This window comes from Peribacillus sp. ACCC06369 (assembly GCF_030348945.1).
Lineage (GTDB): Bacteria > Bacillota > Bacilli > Bacillales > DSM-1321 > Peribacillus.
This window is the reverse complement of the sequence record NZ_JAUCEN010000002.1, coordinates 1,085,179-1,101,905: the sequence shown is the minus strand read 5'-3', so window position 1 is coordinate 1,101,905 and position 16,727 is coordinate 1,085,179. Positions and strand designations below refer to the sequence as shown.

General features: G+C 40.8%; 17 protein-coding genes and 1 riboswitch. Of the genes, 6 read left to right on the top strand and 11 right to left on the bottom strand.

All coding sequences use genetic code 11. The features are described 5' to 3' along the window. Positions 1 to 18: 18 nt before the first annotated feature. From QUF78_RS06200 to QUF78_RS06190, 3 genes are all read right to left on the bottom strand, one after another. Positions 19 to 183, bottom strand: a complete 165-nt coding sequence (locus QUF78_RS06200; RefSeq protein ID WP_289323990.1) for an Lmo0850 family protein — start codon at positions 181 to 183, stop codon at positions 19 to 21. Positions 184 to 286: 103 nt separating this feature from the next. Next, positions 287 to 1,000: a FixH family protein gene (locus QUF78_RS06195; protein WP_289323989.1), complete on the bottom strand. Its 714-nt coding sequence runs from the start codon at positions 998 to 1,000 to the stop codon at positions 287 to 289. 95 nt (positions 1,001 to 1,095) lie between these two features. After that, positions 1,096 to 1,668 (bottom strand): YitT family protein, encoded by a 573-nt coding sequence (locus tag QUF78_RS06190; RefSeq protein ID WP_353957891.1) that lies wholly within the window; start codon positions 1,666 to 1,668, stop codon positions 1,096 to 1,098. 613 nt (positions 1,669 to 2,281) lie between these two features. On the opposite strand from QUF78_RS06190, the gene QUF78_RS06185 reads away from it, so the two are divergent. Then, positions 2,282 to 3,634: a hemolysin family protein gene (locus tag QUF78_RS06185; RefSeq protein WP_289323988.1), complete on the top strand. Its 1,353-nt coding sequence runs from the start codon at positions 2,282 to 2,284 to the stop codon at positions 3,632 to 3,634. 343 nt (positions 3,635 to 3,977) lie between these two features. Here the strand turns inward: QUF78_RS06185 and ytvI are convergent, their stop codons facing one another. Further along, complete coding sequence (gene ytvI, locus QUF78_RS06180; RefSeq protein ID WP_289323987.1) at positions 3,978 to 5,021, bottom strand: sporulation integral membrane protein YtvI; 1,044 nt, start codon at positions 5,019 to 5,021, stop codon at positions 3,978 to 3,980. Positions 5,022 to 5,148: 127 nt separating this feature from the next. Between ytvI and QUF78_RS06175 the strand changes: the two genes are divergently transcribed. Together QUF78_RS06175 and QUF78_RS06170 are read left to right on the top strand one after the other, a co-directional pair. Further along, on the top strand, positions 5,149 to 5,352 hold the full coding sequence (locus QUF78_RS06175; RefSeq protein ID WP_289323986.1) for a hypothetical protein: 204 nt from the start codon (positions 5,149 to 5,151) through the stop codon (positions 5,350 to 5,352). Between the two features lie 699 nt (positions 5,353 to 6,051). After that, positions 6,052 to 6,471: a MarR family winged helix-turn-helix transcriptional regulator gene (locus tag QUF78_RS06170; RefSeq protein WP_289317632.1), complete on the top strand. Its 420-nt coding sequence runs from the start codon at positions 6,052 to 6,054 to the stop codon at positions 6,469 to 6,471. Between the two features lie 62 nt (positions 6,472 to 6,533). Here the strand turns inward: QUF78_RS06170 and pdxR are convergent, their stop codons facing one another. After that, a complete protein-coding gene (gene pdxR, locus QUF78_RS06165) occupies positions 6,534 to 7,928 on the bottom strand; it encodes a MocR-like pyridoxine biosynthesis transcription factor PdxR (protein WP_289323985.1) in 1,395 nt (464 codons plus the stop codon). A gap of 103 nt (positions 7,929 to 8,031) precedes the next feature. Here pdxR and QUF78_RS06160 point away from each other — a divergent pair, with 103 nt between their 5' ends. After that, a complete protein-coding gene (locus QUF78_RS06160; RefSeq protein ID WP_289323984.1) occupies positions 8,032 to 8,610 on the top strand; it encodes a GNAT family N-acetyltransferase in 579 nt (192 codons plus the stop codon). A gap of 50 nt (positions 8,611 to 8,660) precedes the next feature. Here QUF78_RS06160 and QUF78_RS06155 read toward each other — a convergent pair whose 3' ends face one another. The 3 genes from QUF78_RS06155 to QUF78_RS06145 form a co-directional block, all read right to left on the bottom strand. Next, complete coding sequence (locus QUF78_RS06155) at positions 8,661 to 8,813, bottom strand: hypothetical protein (RefSeq protein ID WP_289323983.1); 153 nt, start codon at positions 8,811 to 8,813, stop codon at positions 8,661 to 8,663. A gap of 86 nt (positions 8,814 to 8,899) precedes the next feature. Next, positions 8,900 to 9,352, bottom strand: coding sequence for a GNAT family N-acetyltransferase (locus QUF78_RS06150; protein ID WP_289327247.1), 453 nt, complete (start codon positions 9,350 to 9,352; stop codon positions 8,900 to 8,902). 17 nt (positions 9,353 to 9,369) lie between these two features. Then, positions 9,370 to 10,386 (bottom strand): nitronate monooxygenase, encoded by a 1,017-nt coding sequence (locus QUF78_RS06145; RefSeq protein WP_289323982.1) that lies wholly within the window; start codon positions 10,384 to 10,386, stop codon positions 9,370 to 9,372. A 141-nt stretch (positions 10,387 to 10,527) separates the two neighbouring features. On the opposite strand from QUF78_RS06145, the gene trhO reads away from it, so the two are divergent. Then, a complete protein-coding gene (gene trhO / locus QUF78_RS06140; RefSeq protein ID WP_289317637.1) occupies positions 10,528 to 11,493 on the top strand; it encodes an oxygen-dependent tRNA uridine(34) hydroxylase TrhO in 966 nt (321 codons plus the stop codon). A 641-nt stretch (positions 11,494 to 12,134) separates the two neighbouring features. On the opposite strand, the gene QUF78_RS06135 is transcribed toward trhO, so the two are convergent. Together QUF78_RS06135 and QUF78_RS06130 are read right to left on the bottom strand one after the other, a co-directional pair. Next, a complete protein-coding gene (locus QUF78_RS06135; protein ID WP_289323981.1) occupies positions 12,135 to 12,767 on the bottom strand; it encodes a superoxide dismutase family protein in 633 nt (210 codons plus the stop codon). A 169-nt stretch (positions 12,768 to 12,936) separates the two neighbouring features. Beyond that, positions 12,937 to 14,262, bottom strand: a complete 1,326-nt coding sequence (locus QUF78_RS06130; protein WP_289327246.1) for a CitMHS family transporter — start codon at positions 14,260 to 14,262, stop codon at positions 12,937 to 12,939. Between the two features lie 197 nt (positions 14,263 to 14,459). On the opposite strand from QUF78_RS06130, the gene QUF78_RS06125 reads away from it, so the two are divergent. Next, on the top strand, positions 14,460 to 15,671 hold the full coding sequence (locus QUF78_RS06125; RefSeq protein ID WP_289323980.1) for an MFS transporter: 1,212 nt from the start codon (positions 14,460 to 14,462) through the stop codon (positions 15,669 to 15,671). Positions 15,672 to 16,046: 375 nt separating this feature from the next. Next, positions 16,047 to 16,137, top strand: a riboswitch (cyclic di-GMP riboswitch). A gap of 452 nt (positions 16,138 to 16,589) precedes the next feature. Here QUF78_RS06125 and QUF78_RS06120 read toward each other — a convergent pair. After that, positions 16,590 to 16,724 carry a hypothetical protein gene (locus QUF78_RS06120; RefSeq protein WP_289323979.1) on the bottom strand — a complete coding sequence of 45 codons (135 nt, stop codon included), beginning with the start codon at positions 16,722 to 16,724 and terminating at the stop codon, positions 16,590 to 16,592. Positions 16,725 to 16,727 lie beyond the last annotated feature (3 nt).

The following is a 16,727-nucleotide window of genomic DNA, read 5'->3' as shown; positions in this document are numbered from 1 at the left end:
TACCCCGGTCTCATTGCATCAATATTCTTTTAGCTCCCTTTTTTGGGAAAATTGAGTAAAAACAGCTGTGGTGAGTAAGGATGAATCGTTTTGTGAAACATTAGTGAAAATCTCTCGGCGTGATTTCGTTTTTTCAATATGAATCCCGAGATTCTTAAACTTGTTGATTATTTGATTATTCATGCTTACCCTCCCTTTCTGCTGTATCGTTATCCTTTAACTTCCCATTTAACGAAAGGATAAAACCCATTTAAACAATTCCATCAAAAAAACATTTTACACGGTGTCAATTTACTTGAATGGTTTGCAATTGGTGTTCATGCACTTCGTCTTTTTCTACATGTACCTGCACCTTATAGGTTCCCGATTCTTCGAATGATACCTTATTTAGATATGTCCCATTTCCATCTTCTTCAGCTTTGGTGAAATGACTCTCTTCGCTGCCTTCCTTCCATACCTCGAAATTCACATCAGCATTTGTCAGTGGCTTACCATCCAATTCTACGGTTGCTTCAAAGTTCGAACTGTTTCCTGCTTTTACAGGGTTACTTTGAAACTCGATTGATACATCCGTACTTGGATGAACCGATGCACCTTCACTTTCATGTTCTGGAACGACAACTTCTTTTTCAGGCATCACATGAAGGCCTTTGGCCGTTACATGGGAAACTACAATATATTTGCCTTGTTCTTCAAAAGTATGCATCACCTGATACACGCCACTTCCAGTATTCTTCGCTTCCAGCATTTCCCGTTTATCCTGTCCGGACTTTCTCACTTCAAACAGTACCTCATCAGCTTCATTCACCAATCGGCTTCCTTGTTTTACTGACGTTTCAAGAATGACTTCTTTGCCAGGCTCCACTTTCCCTTTAATGACGATTGAAGCATCCATCGAATCCGGAACAGCACTGTTCACTTCTTTATCCTCTGGCATTTCAGTCTCTTGACACCCAGCCAGCATAAATAACAACGCAGAACATATATAGAATTTTTTCATAAAAACTTCCCTTTACTATTTATTTAGACTAAAAATCTGTCCTTTTCATACTGCCCATCCTTTCCTTTTTTCAGATTTTTATACATAATTCAATATCAAATAGTTCGCATCACGGTGACTGAAGTCAGCATGGCTACCGCAATGATCGTTAAAAATGAATATAAAAAGATTGAAGTCCCTACAACGCTCAGTCCGCAAAACAGTACGCATCCGTCAATGAAAAAAATCAGCAAACCGACATTGAGCCCACTCTTCCTGGAAATGATCTGTGCCAGCATATCCGTTCCGCCAGTAGAGGTTCCATACCGAAGCATCAAGCCTATTCCAAGTCCAATCAACCCTCCCCCAATTATCGCACTTACATAAATGGGAAGATTCCATCCGGTGACGACATCGGAAAAAATATCGATGCATAAAGAGGAAAAAAGCAAGCCATGCAAGCTGTTCAGAAATAGTTTTTTTTCAAAGTACCAAGCATATATATATAATGGAATGCTGCTCAAAATCACACCCAGGCCGGTTGGAAGTCCCATATAGTAATGGAAGATCAGCCCAATCCCTATCATGCCCCCATCCAATAAATGATAAGGGATCAGAAAAAAATTGATCCCCACACCCACAAGCATGCTGCCGGCAATGATCGCTGCCATCCTTTCCATGATTTTCATGGCTGCCACCCCCTTTAATCTGCATTAAAACCTGTCCAGTTTTTATAGAATATGTTTATGCCGTCCAAAAAATAATGAAATTGGCCATTTTTTTTGAAGCAGGCTCTCAGTTTTCTGAATATTCTATAATAGAATGCAATAAATTAGAGAAAACAGTCAAATATCGCTAATTATTAGCTCAAATTGATCCTTTACAAGCAATTTACCGGATTTAAGGAGCCCTAAGCTGTTTGACTGAATGACTAACTCTTTCTATAATGAAAGTATTTAAATTGATTAAATGAGGTGATTTGATGGGGCATTAAAGAATGTTCGTTTTGACGGACGGACGCTGCTTTGCGTAACGGATATGTGCATACTTTTGAAAAATGGCTGCACTCCTTCATACAGAAATTCTTCTATTTCCCGTCTACGCATCGCTAATCGGCATATACTATTATTCTCTTCATCACTCGAAAAAATGGGAGTTCAAGCGGCTGCAAACCTATTTACCACAGCTATTTTGAATAAATCCCGAAAATATTCAGCACAGCAAAAAAAATATACTTGTATATTTTAAAAATGTAGGAGGTGGACTCCTTATTCGTCTCGAAGGCGAGTTAAGGGAGACTATTTGGACATAATAAACTTGGTTCTTATTGCCATTTTAATTGCTTTAACAGCATTTTTTGTAGCTACGGAGTTTGCAATTGTTAAAGTGAGAAGCACGAGGGTCGATCAATTAATTGAAGAAGGAAAGCCGAATGCTATTTCAGCAAAGAAGGTCATATCCAACCTAGATGAATACCTCTCGACATGCCAGCTTGGAATTACAGTTACCGCTCTTGGGCTTGGGGTGCTTGGGGAACCGACAGTTGAAAACATTTTGCACCCACTCTTAATTCAATTGAATCTTCCAGATTCCGCTTCACATGCACTCTCAGTTGCAATTGCCTTTTCTTTCATAACCTTCATACATGTGGTTGTTGGAGAACTGGCACCGAAAACATTGGCGATTCAAAAAGCGGAGCAAGTAACTTTATTGGTTTCCAAACCTTTAATTGGTTTTAACAAAGTCATGTATCCTTTCATCTGGGTACTGAATGGCTCTGCAAGGACGCTTACAAAAATGCTAGGATTAAAAGCAGTTTCCGAACATGATTTGGCTCATACAGAAGAAGAGCTTCGTATCATTGTTTCCGAAAGCTATAAAAGTGGCGAAATTAACCAATCTGAGTTTAAATATGTGAATAAAATTTTTGAATTCGATGATCGGATTGCAAAAGAAATCATGGTTCCACGTACAGAGATTGCAACGGTATCCAAAGATGATACGATCCAACAGTTTTTCACCGTTATGGCGGAAGAAAACTTTACACGATACCCTGTCATCGATGGTGATAAAGATCATGTTATCGGAATGGTCAACATCAAAGAGCTATTCACTGAAATGATAGACAAAAACAATCAGGCAGCGTCAACGATCAACCGATATGTTCGTCCGATCATCCGTGTCATCGACAGTATCCCAATTCACGATTTACTTTTAAAAATGCAAAAGGAACGCATTCACATGGCTATCCTCATGGATGAATACGGCGGTACATCAGGATTGGTGACCGTTGAGGATATCCTTGAAGAAATCGTGGGCGATATCCGCGATGAATTCGACCTGGATGAAGTGCCGGATGTCCGCAAATTAAAAGAAGATCACTATATCATCGATGCCAAGGTATTAGTCAGTGAAGTGAATGATTTACTTGGATTGGATATCAACGATGAAGATATTGATACGATGGGCGGATGGATCCTTACCGAGAATTACGAGGCCAAACAAGGCGATATCCTGACTTATGGTCCCTATAACTTCAGGATAAAAGAAATGGAAGATCACCATATTTGTTATATTGAAATATATAAACCAGCAAAAGTCGTAAGCGAAGTAAAAGAATTCCCGATGATATCACAAACCGAAATCGTTTCATGATAATAACCCCCGCTCCTAATTGACAATAGGAGCGGGGGTTATTTTTTTTCAACTGGTACATGAAATAAAATAAACACATAATATATAAAATCTGCTGCATTTAGATTGAATGATAACATTAAGTATAGTTCTACCTTTATTGTTTCATACTGTTAGAAAAGCGATACTTTTTGAAGGAGTGAGGAATTATGAAACTCATAACCATCTGCCAGCACTGCAAAGGGAAAGGGAAAACCCGCTATTTGCAATTCTTTTCCCGGGACTGCAATCATTGCAACGGTCACGGTAAAGCGGTAAAAGATATGTCCAATTTAAGAAATCAGGCAAAACACTTCTAATAATCTCATATTTTGAAGTTTGATTTAATCACACCTGCCCTCTTTAACGTATCATAAACAATCAGTATCGAAGGTCCAAGGAAAAGCCCAATGAAACCAAGCATTTTAAACCCTAAATAAAGACTGACCAACGATGCCAAAGGACTCAACCCCATATTTGCTGAATAGATTTTTGGTTCGATGGTCCTTCTTATGATGGTTATGACCAGGAACAGGATAATAAGGCCAATCCCTAGATGATGGTTTCCTTGCGCCCAAACAATTACTGCCCAAGGAACCAGTATAGATCCCGTCCCCAGGATAGGAAGAATGTCCACAACAACTATTAACAGTGCCAATGGGATCGTATACTTCACATTTAACAACCAAAGTCCTCCATAAGCCATGATGAACGTAATTAAACTCAACAGGATTTGTGCCTTGATGAAGCCAACTGCTGCCATACTTAAATCTTGATAAACTAGCGATATCTTTTGATAGGTGGATGTCTTCAAATAAAGGATTGCCTTTTTCCTTAACTTAGGCAATTCAAGACTAATTAAGAATAAAGCGATTAAATAAATTAAAAAATCAATGAAAAATCCCGGAATGAGTGTAACGAACTGAACCATATCCTGAACAAAACCCTCAGTGAAACCTTCTAGAGCCATGACTCCCTTTTCCATCGTTTGTTCTATGGACTGAATGAGATTTGGCGGCAATGTTTGGGAATATTGTTCCCATTGCCTAATGACCGGCAATAACGCCGTCAAATACATTTCACGTATGAATCCAGGAAATTCTTCCGAATAGACAATGACCTTCTTGATTAAAACCGAAAAGGAAAAATAAGTGACGCTCATAAGCCCGCCTACATATAAAACAAATGAAATCAATACTGCCCAAATCCGATGCAGCTTTGCCGTTTCACCAATCATGCGGACCATTCCATCCAAAAGGATGGCAGTGAGTAATGCTAATATCAAAGCCCATGAATAGGGAATGACGATAAATATGCCTAAAAGGAAAATACCCCTCCAAAACCAGCGAAAAAAAACAGCGGCATTCACTAAGTAAACCCTCCTTGCACTTCTTGTTCTCCTTATATTTATGAAACGGGGTCGTATATATTTCGCTAATACGTTTTATTTTCTCAATAAGGGGAAAAAGAGATACAAAGGGATGGAGGGATTGACATTGGATAACAAAGATAAAGAAAAGTATGTTGAAGAGCGTAATGATAAATCCAAGGCATTCAAGGAAAATCAGGAAAAACAACTGGAACGTGATCAAGTAATCATGCCCATCGATGATTTACCAATTGATGAAATTAAATATGAACGACAAGAAGAACGAAATAAAAAAGAAACAAAACACCGCTCCACCAGCGAGAGGTTTTAATCAAAAACCAGCCCACTCAGAGGCTGGTTTTTGTTTGCAGGATATATCGCATTCAGCTTCAAGGTAAGTTGTCGTATCGACTTTTACCAATTCTCGGAGGCACTTATGGACAATTGAAGGAAAAAATAAATTTTTGCCATCATATATTACAGTTTGTAGACAAAAGGGGTTCGGAAAACGTATCTTTCATTAAATGATGTTCCTGCACCAACTGACCCAAAGCAACACCATCAACTCCTCAGGAATAGTTTCTAACTAAATGTTATAACAAAGTTGATTGGAGAGGAAGGTACGAGACTCCTGCGGGAAAAGCGCGTCCAAGGGAGACCCCGCAGGCGCAAGCCGAGGAGGCTCCCGGACCGCCCGCGGAAAGCGAGTGCCTGGAGCGGAAATAAACGCCCAAATGGACAAACCATAAAAAACTGTAGTCAAACTCGAATTCTCGAATTTGACTATAGTCTGAAATATATTCATCATATATTAAGGTTCTTCTTGTGATAGTGTATATGCTTCACCCATTTTTTTCTTGATGATTCTGGGAGACTGGACTCTCCCTGAATTCTTTCATTCTGCGATTATCTTCCCTTTTCTGCTTTGTTTCCAAAAATAAACATTGACTGAAATAAATGATTCTTTACAATAGACTTTTAAGAATTAAAGAATATAATGGATTGGTCGACCATTATAAAGGAGAATCATATGACGAACCCTACTCAATTATTTCATCAATATTTACAAGTATCCAGATCATTAGTCAGCAAAATGAATGAACAAATTACAGCCCTGGAAATTTACCATAATCAGTGGACAATATTGAATTATTTAAAGAACTGTGGATATTCCACAATACCTGATATTTGCAATTACCTGGATGTAGATGGTGTCATCATCACACGTTCGGTCAACAGCATGGAACAGAATAATATGATTAAACAGGTCCCTGGAAAAGATGAACAGGAAAAACGAATCGAACTGACTCCGCGGGGCAAAGAGGTACATACAAAATGCCTTAAGATTGCAGAAAAAATCGAAGGAAAAGCCCTGGAAGGCATTACTGAAGAAGAACAGGACTTATTTTTCCAGACGGTCCTTAAAATCCTCAATAATATAAGAAACTGAATGGGGATCTTATATTATTGTTGAATCAGTGAGAATCAGGGCCTTCCCATTGATCACTTTCGCTATAGCCATGCCTTTTTTAAAAGTCGGATTCCTTCTTCGATTTCCCTTTCGGTTAAACCACCGTACCCAATCAAAATAGTCGGCTCTTTTACCTTCTTTGAAAGATAAACCGAAGTGGGGTGGACTTTAACCCCAACACTGGCAGCCTTTTGAATGAGCTCTGACTCACTGCTGCCGTTTTTTACTTTTAATAGAATGTGCAATCCTGACTTTTCACCGATTACGGCTACACGATCATGGAAGCTCTCTTCAATTGCATTCAACAACACCTTATTCTTTTTACGATAAATCGTTCGCATTTTATTCAGATGGCGTTCCCAATGTCCATTTTTCATAAAAAGACAGAGCGTTTCCTGAATCAGTCTGGAAACGGTCTGTTTGTATCCTATTAGCTTCTCCTTATATTGGCATGCCAACTCCTTGGGTAACACCATATACCCCACTCTGATTGATGGGATTAGCGACTTTGAAAACGTGCCTAGGTAAATGACCTTTCCATTTGTGTCCAACCCCTGCAAGGACGGAATCGGTTTACCCGCATGACGGAATTCCCCGTCATAATCATCTTCAATAATAAAACCATTTTTCCCCACTGCCCAATTCAACAATTCCACCCTTCTGGTTATCGGCATGATCATACCCGAAGGAAATTGATGGGAAGGAGTGACATAGGCAACATTCGCTGCACTCTCTTTCAAGGATTCCACACTCATTCCGCTTTCATCTAATGGAATGAATGCCATATCGGCCCCCTCCAACCCCAGTACCTCCCTAACCCTATGAAAGCCAGGGTCTTCCAACCCAAATATCCGCTCATTTCCAAGAAGTAACCGCAGTAGATGGATGAAATACTGTGTACCTGCCCCAATGATGATTTGATCAGCGCCGCAGCGAACTCCTCTCGATTGAAATAAATAGGAAGAGATCTCAGCCCGGAGCCCCCATTCCCCTTGAGGATCACCGCTCATGAACATTTCCCTTTCATGTAGATACAACGTATTATTCAAGCATTTTTTCCACACAGCATGCGGGAAAGCATCCACATCCACCCGGCCATGATTGTAATTGATCTTAATCATTTCATGCAAAGGGCCTTTCATCACCTCTGCAACATGCCGCTGCTCATTCAAAGGTGAGATCGGTTCTAAATCGGCTACATAAAAACCTTTCCTTAATTGACTATCCACATACCCTTCTGCCATCAACTGCTGATAAGCCGTATCCACTGTATTCAGGCCTATACCTAAATGCACGGCTAATTTACGTTTAGAAGGCAGTTTCGTTCCTGCCTTTATTTGTCCATTCTGGATTTCCGTTTTAAAGTATTTATACAATTGGACATATAAGGCTTCATCTTTATTCGTTTTATCTATGGTAAGAGTGATTTCAAACATTTGGTCCTCCTTAAAACTGGTTCCATAAATTATATCAGCTTTGGTCCTTATTGCAGGACCAGATTATTTTTATAATGAGGATATCAAACAAGAGGAGGATACTATGGAGCATATCGAATTATTCGGGAAACACGTGATACTCACCCCAATGATGGATCATCATATCGAACCGATTTACGCCGCTTCCCTGTCATCTGAAATATGGAAATGGAGCGCCACAAAGATCTTGTCATATGAAGAGGCGATTTCCTATGTAAAGGAAGGAATTCGGGCTAGGGAACAAGAACTTCATCATCCGTTTGTCGTAATCGATCAGGCTAACGATGCGATAGTTGGCAGCACTAGCTTAAGAAATATTCAATTTGATAATCAATCTCTGGAAATCGGTGCGACTTGGTATCATCCCGACAAATGGCGAACAGCCATAAACACAGAATGTAAGTACCTGCTATTGAAGCATGCTTTTGAAAAGTGGCATATGAAACGGGTTGAATTCAGGACGGACGAATTGAACAAAAGATCACGTGCAGCAATAGCTAGGCTCGGCGCACTTGAAGAAGGCATTTTACGGATGGAGAAAAAACTGCAAGATGGAAGGATAAGGAATACGGTGGTTTACAGCATCCTCGAGCACGAATGGCCCTGTGTGAAAAAGAATTTGGAAGCTTTTTTGGAAAAATGAAGATGGAGAAAAAGAGTACCGCTCATTTTGGACACTCTTTTTCTCTTGCTCTATTTTTCAGGTGAGTCTTTATGATCCGATTCAATCCTCGCTAAAGAATCCTTTTTACTTTTCGTTGATCGAATGAATATGAAAACGACAATTGCAAATAAAAGCGGCATTAGTAAAGCAAAAACAAGATAAATCATATCTCCAAAGAACAAGTTCATTCCCCCTAAGCAATTCGACCCGCACTTTTGTCTGTAAAGCTATTCCCTATAATTGATCATTGCTTAGTCTCCCGTTCCCATCAAATACTTTTTGACAAGCGGATCATATCCTGACACTGAATCCCATTTTCATAAATGGCCTCGGTATAGTTTATATTAAAAAAGTCGCGATCGATCCCAGTTATTCTAAAACCGCATTTTTGGTAAAGGGCAAGTTGTCCTATCCCCGAATTCCCAGTTCCGATTTCAATCGTTTTATAACCTTGTTCCCTTGCATGGCTTATGGCGTGTCCAATCAATTGTTTACCGATTCCTTTTCCATGGTGCCGTTCGTCCACTGCGATGTTCATTATCTCTATCAGTTCAGGACCTTTTTGCAGCAAAACATAGACTCCAATCATTCGCTTATCCATCTCGGCAACAAAGCACGTCCCACTTCCCAAGTATGCTTCCACCAATTTCCTTGAAGGATCAGCCAAAAGCAACAAATGCATCGGCGGGGACTCCTCCCTCAATAATTCCCTTATCTCCATTTCCATTCAAACCCTTCTCATTTTAGTTCTTCTACAAGAAGTTCCATCAATTCTGATGCCGGAAGGTCCCTGCTCAATTTATACCCCTGTCCTGCCCACAACGCCATCAATTCAGGATTGTTTTTTTGTCCTGCCGCTTTTCGCATATGCTTGGTCATGTGATGGACATAAGGATAGGCGGCTGGTGCAACGCTATCATATTCCATTAAAAAATGATTCACCAGCCCGCGTGCCCTCCTGCCGCTGAAGGCGCGGGTAACAGAGGTATGAGTAAAGCGCGGATTTCCGAGAGCTGCCTTATGAACGGGACTTGCCCCGCTTTCGGGACAGCGTAGGAAAGCTGTTCCCAATTGTGCGGCTGTTGCTCCCGCTGCGAGCACGGCAGCGATATCCTTTCCACGCATCAGTCCACCTGCCGCAATGATCGGTAACTTCAGTTCATTTTCAATCATCCGTATTAGAACTAAGAGACCATAATCGTCTTCTGAGCAGTTTTCAAAGCTTGCTCGATGCCCTCCTGCCTCAATCCCCTGGACACATAGAACATCGGCACCTGCACTTGCCGCCCTTTTTGCTTCCTGTAGGTTGGTCACTGTCACGGCAATATGGGAACCTGCACTTTGTAGCTCCCTTATTACATTTTCCGAAGGACAGCCAAACGTAAAACTGACGACAGCGACCCGAGCCTCCATTAATGCAGTTAGTTTATTTCCCCAATCATCCTCATCACTATCGGCTTTTCCAACCTCAGCCCCTACACTCTCAGCCTCTTTTTTGATTTTTTCACCATAGGCAGATAATAACGTTTCATCCACCACTTCGTTGCCTGGCACAAATACATTCACACCAAAAGGGCGTTCGGTCAATTGACGAGTCTGCCCTATCTCGTCCTTCATCTCTTCTGCAGTCTTATAGCCAGCTGCGAGAAAGCCCAATCCTCCTGCATTGGATACGGAAGCCGCAAGCTTTGGAGTGGAGGCTCCTCCTGCCATCGGTGCTTGAATGATTGGATATTTCAGTAAATCTTTAAACATTCCACACAACTCCTTTTGATTTTTCTTTATGCCCTTATCATTTTTAAGTTTTCTTGGTATAATGATTGTCTGTAAGAGAAAAGTGTCTTAATGATCACCCTTTATATCTTGCAAATATAAAACATAGGTGGTAAATAAAAAATGGAAACAAAACCATATAGAGTATTACTTTATTATTTGTATGTACCTATCGAGAATCACGAAGAATTCGCAGCCGAGCATCTTGCGGCATGTAAAGCACTTGAATTGAAAGGCCGTATCCTGGTGGCATCAGAAGGTATCAACGGGACTGTTTCAGGTACGATCGAACAAACCAACCAATATATGGACATGATGAAAGCAGATCCCCGCTTTGCCGATATCGTGTTTAAAATAGATGAAGCCGATGGCCATGCTTTCAAAAAAATGCATGTTCGTCCACGCAATGAACTTGTCACTCTTCGTCTGGAAGATGACATCAACCCGAACCGGACGACAGGCCAATATTTGAGCCCGAAGGAATTCTTCGAGCAAATGCAAGATGAAAATACTATCGTCCTTGATGCCAGAAATGACTATGAATATGATCTAGGACATTTCAGGGGTGCAATCAAGCCGGAAATCACGAATTTCCGGGAACTTCCGGATTGGGTCCGTGAAAATAAACAAATGTTCGAAGGTAAAAAAATCCTTACGTACTGCACAGGCGGCATCCGCTGCGAGAAGTTCTCCGGCTGGCTTGTCGAAGAAGGCTTTGAGGATGTTAGCCAGCTGCATGGCGGCATCGCGACATACGGGAAGGATCCAGAAGTACAAGGCGACCTTTGGGATGGCCAAATGTATGTATTCGATGAAAGAATTGCCGTACCCATCAATCAAAAGGAACACGTCATTGTCGGACGCGATATTTATTCCGGGGAGCCTTGTGAACGCTATGTCAATTGCGCTAACCCCGAATGCAACAAGAAAATCCTTTGCAGTGAAGAGAACGAACACAAATATATGCGTAGCTGTACCCACGAATGCCGAGTGCATCCGCGTAACCGCTATGTAGTCGAGCATAACCTTTCTGAAGAAGAAGTGGCTGAGAGATTACAGCGAATTGAAGAAACCATTACAGCAAAATAATCAGCCAAACCCGAATCAGTGGACATGATCCCTATTCGGGTTTTTTATTATATCCTCATAAATTTTTCAATACATTTTGGCAATCAATAAACTTCCAAACTAACTACCCTAAAATTCAATCCTTACTCTTACTTCTATATATAAATAGAAAAACCCTTTTTAAAACAAAAGAATTTAGCCCAAGTACTGCCGAAAAATGGCTCATATTTATATTTTATGAAAGATTCTTATTTCATGAACACTTGTAGAAACAAGGAGGAAACGTAAGCTAAGTGTATGTTATATTTTAATAAAAGGTATAAGTTGGGGGATTATTCGATGTATCAATTTCAACATGAATTCCAACGAAAAGAAAGGATTTTTAAGGCCTACATCTTTTTATTTATCTTAACAGCGTTAGTCAATATCGTTCTATTTTTTGTGGATACTAATTCAAGTTATCCGATTTTTCGTGGCAGTATGAGTTTATTTTTTTTCTGTACCATTCTATACTTTGGCTTACGAAGGAACACTTGGGCTGTGCTCATCATTAAATTTTTTGTATGGGTGCAACTATTCTTATTAATTATAGTCTTTCTTAGTTTTATTTAAATGAAAAAAAGCGATTCCCCTTTAGAAGAATCGCTCTTGCTTCATTAAATTTAATTCTCCTCTGAACTGACAACAATTCCGCAAGCTTGTCGATCGCCTGCATCACCAGTTTTCAAGGTATCTTCATCAGGTCCTTTTTCTCTATTGGCTTCATAACGGTCAGGGATATTGGCAAAGTTGTCTGGATTTGCATGAACGATGACAGCCAACTCCTCTTTCTTCAGTTGGTCCACTGTCATGTTATCCAATGTTGCCGTATACTTCGCTGTCCCATCTTCATTTACATAGAGAGGGGGCATGTCCCCTGCATGATTCGAGTGGGTTTCATCAGTTGGATTGAAGTGCCCCCCCGCTGTAGTGAAAGGGCCATCCTTAGCATCCGCTTCACATGCTGCGTTTTCGTGAACATGGAATCCGTGATAGCCTGGCTCAAGGCCTTCCAAAGCGGTCTCGATCACTACAGCATTTTCTTCCGCGGTAAAGTTTACCGTACCAAGCGTTTTACCTTCTACATCTTTCATTTCCGCTTTAACCTGCGGATCAACCTCTGTTTGTGTTCCTTGTCCCATCGTATTCATGTCCTCGGCATTTTTGTCGGCCTGATTTGAATCATCAGCAGAATTACATCCATACAGTAAAAAGGCAGCACACATAGGAAGCACGAGTTTTTGTTTATAATTCATGATAAATTCCCTCACTCTCTTTATGTATATTCCTCTTATTACTTTCCACTATTATGGAAGAATAAACAGAAAGCGGGATAAATAGGAAAATAGATTACATCAGTGAGAGTGAGCCCCTTACTAAATACACAGACAAGAATTATACATTATAGCTTAATGGGCTCACATTTTACAAAGTGATGACACCGAAAGTAATGGCTGCGATTGTCATGATGATCGTTGACCCAAACGCCCATTTAAACAGGAATTTTTGATGATCCCCAAAATCCACGCCTACAAGACCAATCAATATGAATGTTGCAGGCACCAATGGCGATAATGGGAACCCTGTGGTCGAATGACCTAATAAAGCGGCCCTTCCGATTTCTACAGGGGCAATACCGAAGTTCGATGCCGTTTCACTTATGATTGGTAGAATGCCAAAGTAATAGGCATCAGGTGAGAATATGAACCCCATCGGAATACTCGTTAGCGCTACCACAAGCGGCAAATGTGCCCCAAGCCAATCCGGAATGACGGTTACGATTGAAGCTGCCATCGAGTCCATCATCTTTGTTTCTGTGAATAAACCTGTAAATATTCCTGCAGCGAAAATGAGCGTACAGATCATCACGAAACTATTGGCATGACTTAAAATCCTTTCCTGCTGTTCTTGTGGGTTCGGAAAGTTAACAAATAATGCAATCGCAAAGGCGGAGGCAAATAGGATTTGAATTGGCAGCACTTCCATCACTAACAATACCATCAGTAAAATCGTCAAGAGCCAATTAAACCAAAATAACTTGGATGTTCCTTTAGGTGTGGTTTCAACAGCTGCAGCCTGTTCACTCATACCAGGTGGCATGGTCGTCTCCTTCGAACTGACTCCTAATCTCTCCCTTTCCTTTTTGCCAAGTACATATGCCGAAAAAAGAGTCCATATAAGCCCGCAAATCATGACCGGAATGAGAGGAAGGAATAACTCCGATACTTCAACTTGAAGGCTAGCGGCCGCTCTCACCAAAGGACCGCCCCATGGAATCATATTCATGACCCCAGCACCTAAACCAACGACACAGGCCAGTACGAGCCTGTTCATCCCTAATTTCATATAAAGCGGAAGCATGGCCGAAACGGTGATCATGAATGTGGAAGAACCGTCTCCATCCAAACCTACCAATATGGTTATAATGGCGGTTGCCATGACAACCTTTAGCGGATCGCCTTTTACAAAACTCAGTATTTTCGCGATCATCGGCTCGAATAAACCAACGTCAATCATTAAACCAAAATATAAAATAGCAAAAACGATCATGACTGCTGTCGGTGTAACCTTTAAAATACCTGCCACCATCATATCTCCCATTTCAGATGCAAACCCGCCAATCAGACCAAAAGCTATCGCCGTGAAGATAAAAGCGACGACAACGGATAGACGCTTTGTGATGACTAAGACCAGAAACGTTAAAATCATGCAAAATCCTAAAATAGTTAACATGCTGAAAACTCCTTTAATTTGAAAAATGAACGCTTTTCATTTTATCTAATTTTTCTGAAAAATCAATATTTTCACATTATACCATTTGCACATTCATTAAAAAACCAGTTTTTATCATCAAAAATCAAATTCGTTTAAAAAATCAGCTAATTTCTGTATACTATTATTTAGGAACCCGAAGTTTTTTTTCGGAGGAAAGAAGTGTTGTATGTAAAATGAATGCTCATAAAGTAGCTAAACGGAATCTTTTCATCATGTGGTTCGCCAACTTCTTCATAGGCGGAAGCATGACGATGGTTCTTCCATTCATATCTTTATACATTGGAACATTCGGGGATTATTCGACTCAATACATCCAGCATTGGTCCGGATGGACATTTGGGATCACTTTTGTGACTGCCTTTTTATTTTCCCCCATTTGGGGACGGATTGGTGACCGGTATGGCAGAAAGAAAATCTTGATTGCCTGTGCCTTTGGGATGGGACTGTCCATTTTCTTGATGGGATTCGTTGAAAATGTTTGGCAGCTATTCGTCTTAAGGATGTTCACGGGAATTTTCACTGGCTTCATATCCATGTCACAGGCCTTCATATCAACGCAGACCCCGAAAGAAATTGCCGGACGCGTACTGGGGACACTGCAAACGGGTAATATAACTGGTTCACTTTTCGGGCCATTGCTTGGAGGCATTCTTGCAGACACACTCGGCTATTCAACCGCCTTTAAATTCACCTCCATCACCATTTTCATCTCTGGACTTCTTGTATTTGCAACCAAGGAATATCAAATGGAACGGCAAAAGGGAACAAAGTCGAGCTATACAAGCAGGGAGGTTCTTTCGCATATCTTACGGAATCCGATCCTAGTGAATGTCATGCTCATTTCGACCCTTGTTCAAGTTGCCCACTTCAGCATCCAGCCCATTCTTTCTTTATACGTTGGCGAGCTGCATGGAACTTCCAATCTTGGATTTTATTCAGGTATCGCCTTTTCTGCAGCAGGCCTAGGGAATTTATTGATGGCGCGTCACTGGGGTAAGATAGGTGATCGGCATGGACATGTGAAGATTCTTGTGCTGCTTCTTTTTCTGACTGCACTTGTCTACTTGCCTGGTGCCTTCATCAATCATTTTTGGCAGCTTGTTTTTGTACGGTTCTTACTCGGCATGGCCATAGGCGGCATCATCCCTGTAAGGATTGCCTACATTCGCCAGGAAGCGCCTGTCACAATGCAAGGGGAAGTACTTGGGTACAATACGAGTCTACGCTTTTTAGGCAATATCATCGGACCTGCAATGGGCGGAATGGTCGCCGGTTTCTATGGATTCTCCGCTGTATTCATCACGACCAGCACCTTGCTCCTCATCGCCGGACTTGTCCTCTATTTCGCGATGCACCGCAATCCGGAGTTGGCCAGATCACATTAATCGAAGGCCTGCTTTCAGAAGAAAGCAGGCTTTTATATGCTTAATGCTCATAAAGCCGTAGTACTGGTTACTTCTCAACAGGTTTGTTTGGGTCGGATTCCGAAAAAAAGTTAGAAGAAAAATCATTGGAAATAGCAGAAGGAAATCTTGTTACTGAAGTGAATGCGGTATTATCGAAGGAAAACCGAGAAAAAAGATTGGAAACGGATCACTTTCAAGCCTTTCAGTGAATAACATGCAACCCTTGTAAAGATGGATTCAACAGAAAATGAATTAAACAAGCTAAATGTTACCGTTGGGGCTAACCACTTTAATATCTTCATCCCCACCCATTAAACTGATAAGTATTTTTTCCGCACTTCAATTTTATGTTAAGATTATTTTAGGCAAATTTTATGAAAGTAAAAGACGCAAAGCCACGGGCCTAACCCAACAACTTAGTTGTCATGGCAGCCGGGCTGCCAAGATTTATCTTGAATTAGATCGCTTTATTATTTATTTCTTGCCCCTTTTTAATTTGCCTAAAATTAGAAAAAGGAGGGTTATATATGTTTTTTCCAACCATTTATTCAGCTACTACGGATGAGAGACACATAGTTAAAGATAAAAATACTTGTGCTTGCGGCACAAGATATAATGTATTCGCAATGTTGACCAGAAGCGATCTACGAAAGATCAGGTTCAAGCATTATAAAGAAGTGACATGTCCAAAATGTAAATCCAGTATCAATGAAAAGGGATAGCCCCTTAACACAGGGCCCCTCACCACTTCCATGCATGTTGAAAAGGGAAAATCTCGTTCCGGTAAAAAAATCCATTTTACCTCATGCCCATTGATATAAATCCTTTCGGGAATCCATTCTATTGGCATTATAAGCATGCGTGCCCTGTTTGTAGGCATAATGATAATCCTCCAGCTTAATTGTGGTAACGCCCACCTCCATATGCATCGTCAAGGAAAGCTTCTTGAAAATGGCTGTTCACTAGATAATGGTATGCTTCTTCCCAATACGCAGTTGCGAGTTCCCTTTCGACCGGTATCATCAAAAGCATCAC